The sequence below is a fragment of the Gudongella sp. DL1XJH-153 genome (assembly GCF_049310905.1).
Classification (GTDB): Bacteria; Bacillota; Clostridia; order Tissierellales; family Tissierellaceae; genus Gudongella.
This window is the reverse complement of sequence record NZ_JBMEMN010000019.1, coordinates 43407-60350: the sequence shown is the minus strand read 5'-3', so window position 1 is coordinate 60350 and position 16944 is coordinate 43407. Positions and strand designations below refer to the sequence as shown.

Below are 16944 nucleotides of genomic sequence, written 5' to 3'. Positions count from 1 at the left end.
TAAGCTAAAACATCACGGATGCTTATTAAAGTGTTTTTGTTTATTTTAGCTTGAAAAGCAATTATGCAAGATTCTCAATTAAGATAAGAGTGGAAGACATTAGAGAATATGCAGAATTATCAATATGAAATGCGAGGTGTAGTGTAGTGAAAAGTGGAAGTTTCATTGAGGAATATTATGAATATCGTGACAAGATAGGTAATAGAACAGAACTATACAGAATAGTTGCTAGGAGGTATGGCATAGCAAGTGCTCTGTATCCAGGAAGCCATATTGATATTGCACCATCTTTGGTTATACCTAAGGTAATTTATGTTGATAACTTCAAAGGGGCGATTAATTTCTTTAAGAACGTTGAAATGATAAAAAAATATATCGCTGATAATAAAGAGTATGAGAAGCCTTGTGACATAGTTTTCATAGGTCAAGACTATACAGGGGAATTAGATGTTGAACCTGTTGATTTGATAATTTCTCAATATGCAGGCTTTGTTGGGCAAGAAACGAAAAAGCATTTAAATACGGGTGGCATTTTGCTGTGCAATGATAGTCATGGAGATGCCACTTTATCTAGATTTGATGATGATTTTAAATTCATTGGAGTAATCGGTAAGAATAATAGAATCATCGATACCAAGCTGGATGATTATTTTGTATTACCAAGAAGTAAAAATGTTGATTTAGTAAAAGTTAAAGAGAAGATGAAAGGACTGAAGTATAAGCTGACAGCTGAAAACTATTTATTTCGTAAAGTCAAATAACACATTATAGGCTATCGTAGCATAGCCACTGCCATTTGTTAAATTATATAAAGGTTATGTGGTGACGCAATATTTTTTATTAAACAATTTAGCATAAGAAAAACTACTAAACACTTTAAATATCAGTGAACTAGAATGATGCAATAAATTATTAGGAAGGGAGAGGTGTTTATGAAATATTTAGGATCATGCCTTTGTGGTGAAGTCACTTTCGAAATAGAAGGAGATTTTGATAACTTTTATCTTTGTCATTGTGGGCGATGTCGCAAAGATACCGGCTCAGCTCATGCAGCCAATCTATTTTCTTCTACAGCCAAGTTAAGATGGCTGTCTGGTAAAGAAAAATCTAAAATCTTTAATTTTCGTGGAGAAGGGCACATAAAAAGTTTTTGTACTAATTGTGGATCAGCTTTGCCAAATATTCAAATGGATGGGAAATTGCTGGTTGTTCCTGCAGGAAGTATTGACAGTTATATAAAAATTAAGCCGCAAGGACATATCTATTATGCAAGCAAAGCGAACTGGGATACCGAGCTTGAGAAAGTACCAAAGTTTGAAGAACTCCCAAATGGATAAAATAATAATCGTTATTCTTTATAATCGTGTATGTGTTTTGACAACTATTAATAAGAGGTTATCAATAAAAACTGACACTTTGGTTTAATGGGGGGGGATAGGAAATAATTATTTCCCCTTGTAGACGCTAATTTGTTAAATTGTATAAGAGTAAGGTGATACAAGACGTTGAAACTGTAACCCTGCTTACGATGTAAGCAAAAGATAAGCATAGGATGTAAAAATATTTTACACCCTATGCTTTTATTTGTATAATGAATATAGGTGAAGGAAAAGGGGGGATGGTTTTGAAGGAATATGGTAAGGCATGGGATTCTTTTGTTCAAGGAATAGATTTTAATCAAAACCTAATAAAAAAGGATATTTTAAACTCGTGGCGGCGCTGTAAAAAGCAAAATGTCTCTCTTTATGATTTTGATTTAAGTCTTTTAATGGATCCACAAGAAAAAAGTAAATATGTTTTAAAATATCTTCCAGAATACAAGGAAAATGGGTATAAAGAGTTTTGCAGTATCGTAGGAAACCTAGGGCTTAATATCAGTATATATGATAAGTATGCAAAGCTTAAATATATAGTGAATTATGATGAACGCTATGATGATCTACATCCTGAAATCGGCTATTTTTTAGAGGCTTCGGAAGAAAAAATTGGGACAAACTCTACCTGCCTAGCATTATTAGAGAATAAACCATTTATGGTAGTAGGACCAGATCATTATAAATACATCTTTCATGAATTCAGCTGTGTGGCCGCACCGTTCTACAATAAAGAAAACAAAATTGCAGGAACCATAAATGCATCTTTTGTACATATGTCGGTAAATAACGATACTTTAAATATTATCTATAGTTTGGCAAGGCTTTATGAAACATTGATATTAAAAAGGATGGATTCAAGAAAAATAGAAAAACACCAAGAGGATAATAGAATTCAGCCAATTGGAACTACAGAAGCTGTTTTTACTTTTGATGATATTTTAGGGCAATCAGAATCCATCTCACAAGTTAAAAAATTGGCAAAAAGAGCAGCAACAGTAGATTCATCAGTATTGATTTATGGTGAGAGCGGCAGTGGAAAAGAGATTTTTGCACAAGCCATACACAATGAGAGCAAGAGGAAAAACAAACCTTTTGTAGCTATTAATTGTGGTGCTATTCCTGCAGATTTAATTGAAAGTGAGTTATTTGGTTATGAGACAGGAGCATTTGCAGGGGCTACAAAAAGTGGAAAAAAAGGGCTATTGGAATATGCATCAGGAGGAACATTGTTTTTAGATGAAGTTGAAAGTATGTCTTTATCATTTCAAGTAAAAATTCTAAGAGCATTATCTTCATCCTCCATCACAAGAATTGGAGGATTCAAGCCGATTCCTATAGATATAAGGCTGATTTCAGCATCAAAAAAGGACCTGGAGGAAGAAATAGAAAAAGGTTTTTTTAGAGAGGATTTGTATTATAGAATTAACGTTATTCAATTAAAGATTCTACCTCTAAGAGATAGAAAGCAAGATATTAAACCAATAATAGATTATTATATAAAAGCAGTTTCTGATAAATACAATATCAAAGTAAGGAGTATAGAAGAAGATTTTTACGAGCACCTACAAGCATATCACTGGCCAGGAAATGTTAGAGAACTGATAAATGTTATCGAGCGATCATTGGTACTTTCAGAAGGTGGTATAATAGATGAATCAGTTCTATCCTCCAGTATAAAAGAATGCTATACAATAGCAAAGCTAAAGAAAGATTTTAATGAAGTTTTCAGTGAATCACTTCCAAAGGAGAAAAACTTACTGAAAATAGCAGAAGAGGTTATTATAGATAGGGTGCTTAGGGAGGAAGGCTATAATATGTCCAGCACTGCAGCAAGGCTGGGGATATCACGTCCTACATTATATAAAAAAATCGGAAAATCAAGGGGAACAGATAGTAAACAAACTTTACAAAAAGAGGAGATGTAAATAAATTTTACATCTCCTCTTTTTGCTTTTTTCCATAGAGATAGCTGAAATCCTTGATAATGCTAGTAGATTACAAATAATATATTGGCAAGAAACTTGCAATAGTATAGTTGTCGGAGGGGATTTTATGCCTTGTATTCATATTCAAACAGGTAAGGTAGAGCATCAAGTAAATCTCAAAAATTTTTCCTATCAGCTATCTAAGATAATGGGTATTCCAATTGAAAGAATAAACGTTATTGTGGACTATCATGAGGATACTGATGTGTTTATAGGAAGAAACACTGATATTATGATTATTACCTTATGGGTTTCAGAGGCTAATAAAAAAGAATTTATTCACACTTTAGCCAAGACAACAGCAGCATTGGCAGAAAAACACTTTCTTAAAAAAGAAAAAAGTGCAGCAGTAATATGTAATCTCATAAGGGAAGGATATCTGTTAGTTAATGATCAATTTATTTAAGAGGAGGTATGTAAATGAGTAAAATTGTATTAGTTCATGGAGCTTGGCATAATGGGAAGTGCTGGGATCAGGTTTCACAGCTCCTTGAAAAAGAGGGGTACGAGGTTCAAGCACTAACACTGCCAGGAAATGGAGAAAATGACAGCAAGGATGTAACCTACCAGGACTATGTAGAGCATGTAGCAAAAACATTAAATCAGCAAGAGAAAAAAGTAATCGTCGTGGCCCATTCAAGTGCTGGACATGTTATGCAAATGGCTATCCCAAAGGCTAAGGAGAAGGTTGAGAAAGTTATTTTCAATAATGCTTGGATTTTACCTGATGGGAAATCCCAATTTGATTTTGTCCCAGAAGAAATCAAGGCAGTTATGAGGGAGGAAGCTATAAAAAGCGGCACTGGTGCTATTCCTATTGATCCCAACTTTGTCAGGGGAATGCTTGCTACCGAAGCTAGTGAAGAAAGCTTTAATGAACTAATGGATATGCTGGTTACTCAGCCGTTAGTAATTATGGAAACACCTATTGATGCCAAAGGTTTTAAAGCTTTAGATATACCGAAAGTACTATTATATTGTACAAAGGATGTATCTGTACCTCCAGGTGCATTTATCGGAATGTTTAAGTCCTTAGGAGATTATTCTATCGTAGAAATAGACTGTGATCACGAAGGCTTGTTTACAGCCCCAGAGGTGTATAGCAAAGGTCTTATAGAATGTATTAGGATATAAAGAATTATAAATAAGAAATGGTACAGATTAAAAGTTCCCTCAATCAGCATTGGGGGAACTTTTCACGTTGTGTCTGGCATGAGAACAAAAGAGACGTTTTGTCTACTATCAAGAAGACACGGGGACAGGAAACTTGTATCATGCAATAGCTCATTTAAGTTATCTTAAGGAAAAAAATATTTTATGGGTATAACATAAATAATGAGGTTAAGAGATGAAACTATAAATACAATTTAGTAGGCAATGACATGTTGAATTATTAAACTTCGGAAAGGTAAAATGGTGATGTTATGAACTATGATAATGTGTATTTTAAATATACTGTCTGGATTCTGTTGGTAGTATCGATTTTATTCTTGGTTGGGCAGCTGAGCTTTATTATTGATATTCTAGGTACGATTTTGATGATTACAGCACTGCCAATACTCTTGGCAAGCTTTTTCTATTATCTGCTAAGGCCATTAGTGGGTTACTTGGTGGAAAAGAAACTCAATAAAACCATTGCAGTATTCGGTGTGCTTCTTATGGTTATAGCTGTGATTGCAGCCTTCTCATTATTTGCAGGAAATGCTATCAGCGGTGAATTTGGCAGCTTTTATGCGACATTATCAGAATATATCAAGGAAGCCCCTCAAAAATTGGAAACTATTTTTGAGCAGGATAAATTTTGGAATATTTCATTGGAAGATATTGAGAGTAGATTATTGGATTTATCCCAGATGGTTTTGGAAACCTTTAGAGAGAACATTGCTGGATGGATAACAAACATTGCTGACGTCTCTGCTGTAATTATCCTAATACCAATTGTCTTGTTTTTCTTATTGAGAGATGATAAGCTGTTCTATAAAAATATTATGGAAGCAGTTCCGAAGAGGCATAAGACAAGAATTGTTGGTCTTATGCGAGAAATTGACGTAGTACTGCAAAACTATTTTGCAGGACAGCTTATGGTTGCTGGTGTCTTGGGTGTACTGACCTATATTGGCTACCTGATTATCGGACTACCCAATGCATTGTTTCTTTCAATATTTTCAATGGTCTTCTCAATCATCCCTTTTTTAGGGCCATTGATAGGAATAATACCAGCTATATTTATAGGTTGGACAGTCAGCCTGTTTATGGTTTTTAAGGTAATTCTTGTACTTGCTGTTACCCAGCAGCTGGAAGGAAATGTAGTCAGACCTAAAATAATGGGAAATCGATTGGAAATACATCCGATGCTTATTATTTTTCTAGTAGTAATTGCGATATCCTTGTATGGATTTTTGGGAGCTTTTTTTGTCATACCTCTCTACGCTACAGTTCGGATTATATTTAAACATATTTTCAAAGAGGCTAAGGAGAAAGATAATCTTGTTGATGGGAAATAATGTAATGAGGAGAATTTAATGGAAAGAAAAAAACCGGTTTATCTAAGTACAATAGAAGAAATTGAAGATGCTTATTCAACTGATAAGAATGATGGATTAGAAGTTGCGAATGCAGAAGATCGATTAGAAGAATATGGCAAGAATCGGTTGGAAGAAGAAGCAGGAATATCCATGTGGGAAGTGTTTTTCCGACAGTTCAAAAGCATTGTAATGCTTTTATTGACTGCTGCAGCTGTCGCCTCTTTTTTTATAGGTGAAATGGTTGAAGGTTTTGCAGTATTGATTGTGATAATGATTACCGCGATTCTTGGATTGATTATGGAGTACAGGGCAGGAAAATCAATTGAGGCATTGCAGAAGAGAGTTCACGAAGAAGCTAAAGTAATAAGAGGTGGAGAGATTTTCAATGTATCAACTACAGAGTTGGTTCCTGGAGACCTTGTAACAATAGAAGAAGGAGATCAAATTTCTGCAGATGGTCGTATTGTTGAAGCTGAAGAACTGGATATTGATGAGTCAATGCTTACAGGCGAATCTGACCCCGTTAAAAAGAACACAGAACTCCCGGACAGTAAGGAGGAAGTACACATAAGCGACCGTAGGAATATGGTTTTTATGGGTTCTTCAGCACTTAAAGGCAAAGGGAAATTTATCGTAACTGCAACAGGAAATGATGCTGAAATCGGAAAAATTTCAAAAATGCTAAAAGAAACAGAGGATGAAGTTACTCCTTTGGAAGAGAGGCTAGAACAGACAGGAAGATATTTAATTGTCTTGACCTTGATTATAACAGGAATAGTTGCAATTATTGGATATCTATCAGGAGAACCTCTTGAACAAATGCTCAAAACTTCTATAGCACTTGCAATAGCAGCTGTCCCTGAAGGTCTTCCTGTAGCAGCTACGATTACATTAGCTATAGGAATGAATCGTATGGTAAAGAAAAAAGCACTAATGAGAAACTTGCCAGCTGTTGAAACCTTGGGGTCTGCCACAGTATTCTGTGTTGATAAAACTGGTACATTGACAGAAAATGAAATGACTTTACAGAAAATAATTATGGATGACAGGGTAATTGATATTTCGGGCACTGGCTATAAGCCTGAGGGAGATTTTACTGAAGAAAATGATGCGCTGGATCCTACAAAAGATCAAGGATTATCATTGCTTCTAAAAACAGGGGTACTTAGTTCAGATGCTGTGCTTAATGAGAAAGAAGATGGTAAATGGGAAATCGTTGGAGATCCTACAGAAGGTGCATTGATTGTAGGTGCAAGAAAAGCAGGTTTACATAAGGAGGAGTTGGAAAAAAAATATCCCAGGATTGATCTGATTCCATTTGACTCCGAGCGTAAATTTATGGCTGCACTCAATGAGACTCCCGAAAATGGAAGGGGAATATTTTTAAAAGGTGCGCCAGAAGTAGTACTTGAAATGTGTGATAAGCTATATGAAGATAACAATGTCATTAGGCTGACAGAGGACAAAATGGAAGGATTAAGGAGTGTAAATGAAAGACTCGCAAAAGAGAGTTTTCGAATATTGGGGCTGGCTTATAAAGAGGAAGTATCTGACAAGTATGAAAATCTCGAGGATGAGATTAAAAAGGGAATGATATTTCTTGGTTTTGTTGGAATGATAGACCCTCCAAGAGAAGATATTCAAGAATCCATCGAGATTGCATCCAAAGCTGGTATAAGAACTGTCATGTTAACAGGTGACCAGCATGAAACTGCCATAGGTATCGCTAAAAGTATTGGTATTGAGGTCAATGAAGACAAGATGCTAAAAGATTCGGATTTAGAGGATATATCCATGGAGTCCCTCGAAGAAAACCTAAAACAAAATTCTGTTTATGCCCGAGTCACACCAGAGGATAAGCTGAATATAGTAGGCGCATTAAAAAATATGAATCAGGTTGTTGCAATGACAGGTGATGGCGTAAATGATGCACCGGCATTGAAAAAGGCTGATATAGGGGTATCCATGGGAATACGAGGAACTGCTGTTGCCAAGGAAGCCTCAGATATGATTTTATTGGATGATCGCTTTGGCACAATCGTGGAAGCTGTAAGACAAGGGCGTGTAATCTTTGACAATATTCAGAAGTTTATTCATTATTTACTATCCTGTAATCTGAGTGAAATACTGTTTATCTTTTTGTCTATTATTTTTGGAGTGCCAGTACCCTTGGTTGCACTTCAAATACTATGGCTCAATGTTGTAACTGGTGTATTTCCTGCATTGGCTATGGCGTGGGAATTACCAGAAGAAGGGGTTATGGAAAAGCAGCCACGGGATCCCAAGGAATCAATTATTACAAACAGATATAAGTTTATAATTGGTTTTCAAGGTCTTGTAATTGCAATAGGTCCAACCATTTCATATCTACTGGCATTGAATAAAGGATTTGAAATAGATGTTGCAAGAACAATAGGATTTATGACCTTGGCCATGGTTCATTTACTGCAGGTATTTAATGTCAGAAGGAAAAACGGATTGGGTTATGACAAGACTTTCATTAAGAATCCCTATTTAATTGGAGCATTGGCCTTAACGTTTTCACTTCAACTGATTGCGATATATACTCCAATTATACAGAGCATACTTCAAACCAGATCACTGACTCTTGGCATGTGGGTTTACGTTTTACTGGGGGCAGCAATTCCTAATATAGTACTACAAGTGATCGCGATCATAAAAAATAGAAGGAAGTAAAAGCAGTAGGGACGGTTCCTTTTGATTTTTTACTTTTGATTTTTTTAACGAACAAAAGATTATTAAGGGTTGTAAATAGATTTTTTTGGTATAAATGGAGTATGGACAATAGATTATATCTATTCCAGCGAAGGTTTGTATGGATAGCCAATAGCAAGATGCTAAAGCCAGAAAGGTGGGATTAGCTTGGCCAAAAAATATGTCCATTCACTCTCAAAAAGAAGGTTGAACCCATATGTTGGAAGCAAGGCGGAAAGTATTAATTTTTTGTTGAGACAAGGCATTAATGTTCCAAATAGCTGGATAATCCCTTGGACGGCTTATGAGGACAATCTCCTAGACAGTCATACAATCCAGACTTCCATACGTAATGAACTGGATGCTATAATTGATCCTAACAGGCGTTATGCTGTTCGGTCATCTGCCTCTGTGGAAGATTCTCAGGAGTTTTCATGTGCAGGTCTCTTCAATAGTTATCTTCAGGTTCAGGGAATAGATAATGTTACTAATTGCATCATCGATGTGTGGTCTTCACTGGAATCACCTGAGTTTGAAGCATATTGGAAGCATAATATGTCCAGTGAGCTAAACCCCAAAATGGCTGTTATCATTCAGGAGATGGTGCAACCATTGCTTTCCGGTGTGGTTTTCACCAAGAATCCAATATCTGGGTTTTCAGAAACCATCATCGAGGCTGGTCCTGGCACGGGAGAATCTCAGGCTGAGTCTCATCAGAATCCTGAGCGTTGGGTAAGCAAATGGGGTAATTGGTCTCAAAAGCCAGAAAATGGTTTGTTGAGCGAATTGTTGGCACGAGAAATAGTAAGCCTTTCCTCATATATTTCCAAACTATATGGGAGGCCAGCTGATTTGGAATGGGCATGGGATGGTGAAGAGTTATATTTCCTACAAGTTCGGCCAATAACCAGGCTTAATATTCCTGTGTATTCCAACCGAATCTCCCGTGAAATGCTTCCAGGGATCATTAAGCCACTTGTCTGGTCGGTAAATACCAGTTTGATCAACCCGGTTTGGGCAGATATTCTTACTAGGTTAACGGGAGAGCGTTCCTGGAATCCTGACAGCTTTACCGGTCATTATTATTATCGAGCATATTTCAATATGAGTATTTTTGGCAAGGCATTTGAGCGTCTGGGTATGCCAGCTGAGGCTCTGGAGCTATTGTACGGCTTGGAACAGGATGGTCCAGAAAAACCCAAGATGCAACCCGGAATCGGAATTATTCACCGGTTGCCGGGACTCATATCATTTTCCATGAGTCTTGTTGGAATAAATAACCGACTAGACCGACTGGTGAAGGTCAAGAAACCAGCGTATGATAAGCTGGCCATAAGTATGGAATATGAGCTTGATTCCAAGGAGTGTTTGCAGCTTGCTTTACAGATTTCTGATGAGACAAGAGAGGTGGCCTACTATAATATAATGGTACCCATGCTGGCTATGATGCACCACCGGCTGTTCTCACGCATATTGGGAAAACATGGTTGTGATGTGCGGTTAATGGAACTTAGGGGAGCTAGAGAAGCGGCCGCTCTTTACAACCCCCAGCATACTTTACAAGCCTTACATAAGACATACTTTACAAGCCTTACATAAGACATACTTTGAAGGTCTTGAAATCGATGCTGAAAAGGCTTTATTGCAACCTGAGAAAGAAGAGCTGCTGAAAAAGGATATTGATAAATTCCTAAAGGATTTTGGACATTTAAGTGATAGCGGGAATGATTGTTCAAGCATTCCCTGGCGCGAATCCCCTGACTTAATTCGCCGAATGATTGTTCAACAGAGGATAGACAATGATAACCATCAACCTCAGCTTTTTCAGGATCTGGAGCTTCCTTTGGGTAAACGAATTTTGACCGGTATTCTATTCAGGAGAACGAGCCGTTTTGTCGTGGATCGTGAAAAAATCAGCTCTCTCTACACCTATGGGTACGGACAATTTAGGACTTGCTTTGCCAAGCTGGGGGAACAACTGGTTAAGCAAGGGGTGCTGGATGACAAGGAAGATGTTTATTTCCTATACTGGTCTGAACTGGTGGAATTGGTAGATGCCCAACAGCCAGAGCCACAACAGGCTTTGGTTTCATCACGTCGACAGGAAATTGAATACTATCGTAAAGTGGTTGTACCTGAAATCATCCTGGGTAGTGAACAACCGCCAGTTGTGAAGGGTGTACATGGCGAATTACATGGGATTCCAACATCTCTGGGTACTTATTCAGGTCCGGCTCGTGTAATCCTTGGCATAGAGGATTTTGAGAAAATTCAGGAGGGCGACGTTCTGATTATTCCCTTTGCTGATGTGGGCTGGACTCCCTTATTTGCAAAAGCTGGCGCTGTGGTGTCGGAATCTGGCGGGATATTATCCCATACCTCCATAGTTGCCCGGGAATACCGTATACCTGCAGTAGTATCTGTTTCAGGTGCCTGTCAGCTTGAGGATGGAATTAGGATTACAGTCAATGGATATAATGGAGATATAACCTTGTCCACATGGGAGAGTGATGAGTAATGGAAAATCTTTGGCCTTATTTGATTACAGCTGCAGGAGGTTATTTGATTGGTTCAATATCCTTTGCACGATTGGTTTTTGCCAAGCTGAAACCTGGACAGACTCCAGATTTAATTCGCACACCAACTACAGATGGGCAGGCTGAGCTTGTATCACATGCTGTAGGAGCTACAAATGTGATGATTGCCTTTGGTCCCAGGTGGGGAATGGTGGTCAGTTTACTGGATGCACTGAAAGGCTTTCTGCCGACTTTATCCTTGCTTTTAATGTTTCCTGAAGCTTCCTATCACCTGGTGGTTGCCATTGCTGTTTTGATTGGGCATCTGTGGCCGGTATGGCACCGATTTTCCGGGGGTGGTGGTAATTCCAGCATAATGGGTATGCTTCTGGCCATAAGTCCCTTGGGTTTGATAATAACTCATTTGGGAGGTATGATAATCGGAAGTTTTGCACCCATGCTTGCCTTTATAGGTGGTATTTTCCTGACTATACCATGGTTTGCAGTCCTGAGGGGCATTCAAAGTCCTGAGGTTGTTTTCGCCATTATCATATCAATTTTGTATTTGTTGGCGGAGCTGCCTGAGATAAGTCAGCTGAGGGAGCTAAAGCGGAAGGGTCATGTAATAGACTCCAGGCATGTGCTTTCAATGATGAAAAAGTCAGCAGCTACTGGGAATCCAGTGGAATCCTTCGAGGATAAGGACTTTAGAGCTTAATCTTTGAGGCATTTTGACATGTATGTGAGTTGGGTATAATCCACATTAGGTGGTTAGAGGATAAATTAATTATGGGAGGTTATTGATGAGATTTGAACCATTGTTGGAGAAGAATTTGCTGCCGGACTCAATAATAAGATGGGGTGCTCGACGCATCACTGGTGCAAGGTTAAGGCAAATTACATCCTATGATATTGAAGAGCACCAGAAATACCTTATGGAGTACATTAAAGACCTGAAAAATCAAACCATCGCAATAAATACAGATGATGCAAACCAGCAGCATTATGAACAGCCAACAGAATTTTTTCAAGAGATACTTGGGAAAAATATGAAATACAGCTGTGGGTACTGGGAAGACTCCATCCCAACCCAAAGGCTCAAGAATCATTTGGATGACTCCGAAGAAGCCATGCTGAGACTGACCTGTGAAAGGGCAGAGATAAAGGATGGTCAATCAATCTTGGATCTGGGCTGTGGCTGGGGATCCTTGTCCCTATTTATGGCTGAGAGATATCCCAATTCAGAAATTGTTGCTGTCTCAAACTCTTCAACACAAAAGTCATACATCGACAATGAAGCGAGGGAAAGAAACCTTAAAAATCTAACTGTAATAACGGAGGATATCAACACCTTTACCACAGAGCTTCGATTTCATAGGGTGGTTTCTGTTGAAATGTTTGAGCACATGAGAAATTACGAGAAGCTCATGGAGAAAATATCAGACTGGTTACTTCCAGGAGGGAAGCTTTTTGTACATATTTTTTCCCATAGGACAACTCCGTATGCCTATGAAGTACGAAATGACAATGACTGGATGACAAAGTATTTCTTCTCAGGAGGTACCATGCCCAGCCAGGATCTTCTCCATTATTTTGCAAAAGGTTTCTACCTTGAAATGCAATGGGCAGTTTCAGGGATTCATTACCAGAAAACACTGGAGGCTTGGCTTCAACGGATGGATGAAGGAAAAGACAGGATTATGCCCTTGATGGAAAGGGTCGAGGGTAAAGAGAACGCAACCAAGTGGTGGTCTTATTGGAGGATATTCTTCATGGCCTCTGCTGAGTTTTTTGCATATAATGATGGTAATGAGTGGTACATTAGTCATTATCTATTCAAAAAGCAATAGGAGGGCCTTATTTATTTTTGAATAGAAGCTTAAAACAGTAGGCGGATGAAATTTTAGCCAAAGACCAGATGATTGTCCAGATGATTTGTAAACCTATTACAATCAAAAAAACCGTCCCAGATGATTTTACAAAAACACCCAATGACATCAGCATTAAACAAACATCAAAAATCATATCCCAAGAAATAAGAGAAAAGAAATGTCAAATATTGCTATTAGGCCACAGCTTAGGTAACCTAATAGCAATAGAGGTAGCTAACTACAATAAACATCCTATAGACAGGTTAATCCTAATAGATGTACCTACTAAACAGATTGGAATGACATTGCTTAAATCTTTTCCTAAAAATGCTGGAGAAGGATTTCCCAAGGGTAGTTAAAGAACATTACAAAAAAATGACTCGGGATGAAAGACTGTTGAAGGAACTGCTGGAAACAGCACTAAGCACTTATAAAACTCCTATCATCAGTATATGAAAAGCCTACTTGAAACCGATTATTCAAAAAAGCCAAAAAGTTTAGATGCCCAGATTTACATTATTGTATCCTTTCATTGGTTAAGGATAAAGCAAAAGTTTAGCAGAGTATGCGAAAATATGGTTATGAACGAATCCAAGAAGACCATTTATACTATTATTTAGAAACGGGACATTTTTTAATGTTATAAAGTGCAGATTATTTTAACCGTGACTTGATAAAATATCATAGGATTAATTAAACACACACCTCCTTGCAAAAGGGAGGTTATTTTTTTGAAAAAAATCTATATTAGTATTGCTTTCTGAGCATAAATGTTATATATTTATAACATAAAGATAGTTAAAAATAACAATAAGTTATGCAAAAAACACATTTAGGGAGGTATTTATAATGAAAAAAAACAATTTAAGGTTTTTAGGATTTTTGGGGTTTATAGGTTTATTAGGGATACCTACAGGTAATTATGGATTCTTTGGGTTCTTTGGTGCCTTTGCCTTTTTTGCCTGGGGGCAGATCCGAAATGACGAGATGTTCAAAATAAATATTGCTAAGGCTGGACTGAACGCTTTTGTAGTGTCCTTTGTTGGCATAATAATTGCCATTGCGGCTATATCCATTCTGCGAACACTAGAAACAGCTGCCCTGTTTATTGGAGGCATCTTTTTTGTCCAACTCATGACTTTTATTATATCCTTCTATGTCTATGAAAGAAGAGGTGACCTTTAAATGAAGATTGTAATCAGGTCACGCATGAAAGAGCTAAGAGCAAGATATGACTTAACCCAGGAACAGTTGGCTAACATGGTTGATGTTCGTCGAGAGACTATAGGTCATATTGAGAAGAACAAGTATAATCTTTCACTGATACTTGCCTATAAGATCTCAAGGGCTCTAAAGAGCACCATTGAAGAAGTTTTTATCTTTGAAGAGGTAAGTTAGGAACTATGAGATATCACCAGCAAGAATCTTAGAATTAGAATCAGCAGGGACGGTTCATTTTGATTAACAACACTACAATAGGGTATTACAAGTACGGGGTGATAACATGCCAAGAATGGCAAGGCAAGAGAGTCCGACAGGGTATTACCATATCCTACTGAGGGGCAACAATAGAAACTGGACAAAAGCAGTAGGGACGGTTCCTTTTGATTTTTGATAAAGAGAAACTAAAGCAAAAGGAACCGTCCCCATTGCTTTTATTAAAACCAATACAGGTAGGTGAGTATATGATTAGATTTGAAAATGTATCGAAAAATTTCGATATAAACGGCAAAGAATCAAGAGTTCTACATGATATCAACCTTAAAATAGAAAAGAAAGAGATATTTGGGCTGGTTGGAGAGACGGGTAGTGGCAAGTCAACCATTTTACGACTTATGAATGGGTTTATTGAACCTGATGAGGGTAATATATACCTGATGGATAAAATTCTCAACAGGGAAACTAGACATGAGTTGGTAAAGGACACATCAATGATTTTTCAAGGCTTCAACCTTTTAGGTAATCTAAATGTAATTGAAAATGTACTCCTACCAACAAAATTAAGAAAAGGCGATAAAAAACATAATATTGAACGGGCAAGGGAAATACTCGATTTCGTCGGTCTTGCTGAGTTTGAAAAATCATACACGAGAAACCTATCTGGAGGACAAAAGCAAAGGGTTGCCATTGCACGTACATTGATGACGAATCCAAAACTTATATTCTGTGATGAACCTACTTCTGCCCTTGATGACAAGATGAGCTATGAGGTATTGAAGCTGTTAAATGAGATCAACGAAAAATTTGAAACTACAATTGTCCTGGTATCACATGATATATCAGTGATCAAATCTTTGTGCAACAGGGTGGCCATAATAGATAATGGCAGAATTTTCGATGTCGTGTCTTTAAAAACAAAAAATATAAAGCCTGTTTCCTACAAGGAGGCACTGTTAAATGATTGATAAATACATTGAAACATACAAGATGTTCAAGCCTGAAATTTTAAAATCCCTATATGAAACAATTGACATGATGCTGACAGCAATGATTTTGACACTTTTTGTAGGAGTTTTATTGGGATTTGTACTGTTTATAACGCGATCAGATGGGATTTATAAGAATAAGGCTATCTACTTTGCTACATCAGGAGTACTAAACATAATTCGATCAATCCCATTTATACTATTCATAATAGTGATAATACCATTTAATCGTATGATTCTAGGAACTGGTTTTGGTGTGGATGCATCAAAAATTCCTTTGAGCTTAATAGGAATTGCAACATTTGCACGATTCACAGAACAGGATATGCTGGATGTGAATAAGAGTATCTATGAAACATCGTATGCCCTGGGTGCTAATACAAAACAATACTTCACACACTTTTTACTGAAGGAGGCACAATCAGGGCTGGTATTGAGCTTTACATCAACTTCAATTAGCTTGCTGGCATATTCAACAGTAATGGGTATAATAGGTGGTGGAGGACTAGGTTATCTTGCAATAAGTGAAGGTTACTACAACTTCAATTACAGTTTAATGTGGATTATCATCTTCGTGATGATTTTAATCGTTCATATTATGCAAACAACCGGAAATCTGATAGCTAAGAAGTATGACAAAAGATAAAGGAGATTGAGAATATGAAAAAGGTAATACTGATATTAACAATATTTGTATTGAGTGTTTCAGTAATTGGATGTAGTTCAAACGATTCCCCCGAGGACAATGAAATTAATGTGGGAGTTGCTTTTTATCCCATGAAGGATATCTTGCTGCTGATAGAAGATGATTTAGAGGAAGAAGGATATGATCTCAAGATTCATGAATTTGCTGATTATCAGGCACCGAATAATCTTCTGGACAACGAAGAACTGGATGCAAACATGATTCAACACGATTATTTCCTGCAGTCGTTTAATGAATCCAATAATTCAGATCTGGTAACTGTTCAACCGATTTATCATGCAATATTCGCATTGTATTCAAGGGACTATGAGTCAGTTGAAGATATACCAGAGGGATCAACCATAACATTGCCAGATGATGCAACAAACTTAAGTAGAGCCTTATATTTATTGGGACAGGCTGAATTGCTGACATTCAAGGATAATAAGACGACTGGTCTTACCATTGATGACATTGAGACCAATCCTAAAGGCCTAAAACTAGATGATAAGGTACCACTAACAAGTTTGGCACAAAGATACACAGAATCAGGACTTGCAACAATGTATCCAACCTATGCAAGAAGTCTGGAACTGGTTGGGGATGAACAACGATTATATGTTGAGAAAGAGGACAGTGTAACAGAAGGATATGCAATTTCGCTTGTAGCTAGGGAAGATAACAAGGACAGTGAAAAAATACAAGCTCTAATCAATCATATAACCAGCGATGAAGTAAGACAGTTCTTAATCGACGAATACAGTTGGGCAAGCAATCCTGCCTTTTAAATACAAAGGACGCCAGGGAAGGTCCTTTTTGTCCCAGAACAGCATTCGGGACGAATA

Annotated in this window: 17 protein-coding genes; all 17 read left to right on the top strand. The window is 37.4% G+C overall.

The features are described 5' to 3' along the window. Nucleotides 1–146: 146 nt before the first annotated feature. The 17 genes from ACOEN1_RS08660 to ACOEN1_RS08580 all read left to right on the top strand — a co-directional run bounded on the left by ACOEN1_RS08660 (nt 147) and on the right by ACOEN1_RS08580 (nt 16887). On the top strand, nt 147–761 hold the full coding sequence (locus ACOEN1_RS08660; RefSeq protein WP_422486491.1) for a hypothetical protein: 615 nt from the start codon (nt 147–149) through the stop codon (nt 759–761). A gap of 171 nt (nt 762–932) precedes the next feature. Continuing rightward, complete coding sequence (locus tag ACOEN1_RS08655; protein WP_422486490.1) at nt 933–1337, top strand: GFA family protein; 405 nt, start codon at nt 933–935, stop codon at nt 1335–1337. 287 nt (nt 1338–1624) lie between these two features. Then, a complete protein-coding gene (locus tag ACOEN1_RS08650) occupies nt 1625–3301 on the top strand; it encodes a sigma-54 interaction domain-containing protein (RefSeq protein WP_422486489.1) in 1677 nt (558 codons plus the stop codon). Nucleotides 3302–3323: 22 nt separating this feature from the next. Then, nucleotides 3324–3767 (top strand): hypothetical protein, encoded by a 444-nt coding sequence (locus ACOEN1_RS08645; RefSeq protein ID WP_422486488.1) that lies wholly within the window; start codon nt 3324–3326, stop codon nt 3765–3767. A 14-nt stretch (nt 3768–3781) separates the two neighbouring features. Beyond that, nucleotides 3782–4495, top strand: coding sequence for an alpha/beta fold hydrolase (locus tag ACOEN1_RS08640; RefSeq protein WP_422486487.1), 714 nt, complete (start codon nt 3782–3784; stop codon nt 4493–4495). Between the two features lie 290 nt (nt 4496–4785). After that, entirely contained in the window at nt 4786–5865 is a 1080-nt protein-coding gene (locus tag ACOEN1_RS08635) for an AI-2E family transporter (protein ID WP_422486486.1), read from the top strand. An 18-nt stretch (nt 5866–5883) separates the two neighbouring features. Beyond that, nucleotides 5884–8583, top strand: coding sequence for a cation-translocating P-type ATPase (locus ACOEN1_RS08630; protein WP_422486485.1), 2700 nt, complete (start codon nt 5884–5886; stop codon nt 8581–8583). Nucleotides 8584–8769: 186 nt separating this feature from the next. After that, on the top strand, nt 8770–10200 hold the full coding sequence (locus ACOEN1_RS08625) for a PEP/pyruvate-binding domain-containing protein (protein ID WP_422486484.1): 1431 nt from the start codon (nt 8770–8772) through the stop codon (nt 10198–10200). Between the two features lie 43 nt (nt 10201–10243). Beyond that, nucleotides 10244–11119, top strand: coding sequence for a PEP-utilizing enzyme (locus ACOEN1_RS08620; protein WP_422486483.1), 876 nt, complete (start codon nt 10244–10246; stop codon nt 11117–11119). Further along, nucleotides 11119–11835, top strand: a complete 717-nt coding sequence (locus ACOEN1_RS08615; RefSeq protein ID WP_422486482.1) for a glycerol-3-phosphate acyltransferase — start codon at nt 11119–11121, stop codon at nt 11833–11835. Before ACOEN1_RS08620 ends, ACOEN1_RS08615 begins: the two co-directional genes overlap by 1 nt. Before the next feature lie 85 nt (nt 11836–11920). Further along, nucleotides 11921–12967: an SAM-dependent methyltransferase gene (locus ACOEN1_RS08610; RefSeq protein ID WP_422486481.1), complete on the top strand. Its 1047-nt coding sequence runs from the start codon at nt 11921–11923 to the stop codon at nt 12965–12967. Nucleotides 12968–13035: 68 nt separating this feature from the next. After that, nucleotides 13036–13347, top strand: coding sequence for a hypothetical protein (locus ACOEN1_RS08605; RefSeq protein WP_422486480.1), 312 nt, complete (start codon nt 13036–13038; stop codon nt 13345–13347). Nucleotides 13348–13837: 490 nt separating this feature from the next. Continuing rightward, entirely contained in the window at nt 13838–14173 is a 336-nt protein-coding gene (locus tag ACOEN1_RS08600; protein WP_422486479.1) for a DUF3796 domain-containing protein, read from the top strand. Beyond that, nucleotides 14174–14386, top strand: a complete 213-nt coding sequence (locus ACOEN1_RS08595; protein ID WP_422486478.1) for a helix-turn-helix transcriptional regulator — start codon at nt 14174–14176, stop codon at nt 14384–14386. 206 nt (nt 14387–14592) lie between these two features. After that, nucleotides 14593–15393 carry an ATP-binding cassette domain-containing protein gene (locus ACOEN1_RS08590; protein WP_422486477.1) on the top strand — a complete coding sequence of 267 codons (801 nt, stop codon included), beginning with the start codon at nt 14593–14595 and terminating at the stop codon, nt 15391–15393. Beyond that, on the top strand, nt 15386–16060 hold the full coding sequence (locus ACOEN1_RS08585) for a methionine ABC transporter permease (RefSeq protein WP_422486476.1): 675 nt from the start codon (nt 15386–15388) through the stop codon (nt 16058–16060). The genes ACOEN1_RS08590 and ACOEN1_RS08585 overlap by 8 nt, the downstream gene beginning before the upstream one ends. A gap of 14 nt (nt 16061–16074) precedes the next feature. Further along, nucleotides 16075–16887 (top strand): MetQ/NlpA family ABC transporter substrate-binding protein, encoded by an 813-nt coding sequence (locus ACOEN1_RS08580; RefSeq protein WP_422486475.1) that lies wholly within the window; start codon nt 16075–16077, stop codon nt 16885–16887. Nucleotides 16888–16944: the final 57 nt, after the last annotated feature.

Bases quoted from the DNA above. Each gene is read 5' to 3' on its own strand.
- ACOEN1_RS08655 (WP_422486490.1), top strand. From the start codon at position 933: ATGAAATATTTAGGATCATGCCTTTGTGGTGAAGTCACTTTCGAAATA.
- ACOEN1_RS08615 (WP_422486482.1), top strand. From the start codon at position 11,119: ATGGAAAATCTTTGGCCTTATTTGATTACAGCTGCAGGAGGTTATTTG.
- ACOEN1_RS08640 (WP_422486487.1), top strand. From the start codon at position 3,782: ATGAGTAAAATTGTATTAGTTCATGGAGCTTGGCATAATGGGAAGTGC.
- ACOEN1_RS08635 (WP_422486486.1), top strand. From the start codon at position 4,786: ATGAACTATGATAATGTGTATTTTAAATATACTGTCTGGATTCTGTTG.
- ACOEN1_RS08605 (WP_422486480.1), top strand. From the start codon at position 13,036: ATGATTGTCCAGATGATTTGTAAACCTATTACAATCAAAAAAACCGTC.
- ACOEN1_RS08610 (WP_422486481.1), top strand. From the start codon at position 11,921: ATGAGATTTGAACCATTGTTGGAGAAGAATTTGCTGCCGGACTCAATA.
- ACOEN1_RS08585 (WP_422486476.1), top strand. From the start codon at position 15,386: ATGATTGATAAATACATTGAAACATACAAGATGTTCAAGCCTGAAATT.
- ACOEN1_RS08580 (WP_422486475.1), top strand. From the start codon at position 16,075: ATGAAAAAGGTAATACTGATATTAACAATATTTGTATTGAGTGTTTCA.
- ACOEN1_RS08595 (WP_422486478.1), top strand. From the start codon at position 14,174: ATGAAGATTGTAATCAGGTCACGCATGAAAGAGCTAAGAGCAAGATAT.
- ACOEN1_RS08630 (WP_422486485.1), top strand. From the start codon at position 5,884: ATGGAAAGAAAAAAACCGGTTTATCTAAGTACAATAGAAGAAATTGAA.
- ACOEN1_RS08600 (WP_422486479.1), top strand. From the start codon at position 13,838: ATGAAAAAAAACAATTTAAGGTTTTTAGGATTTTTGGGGTTTATAGGT.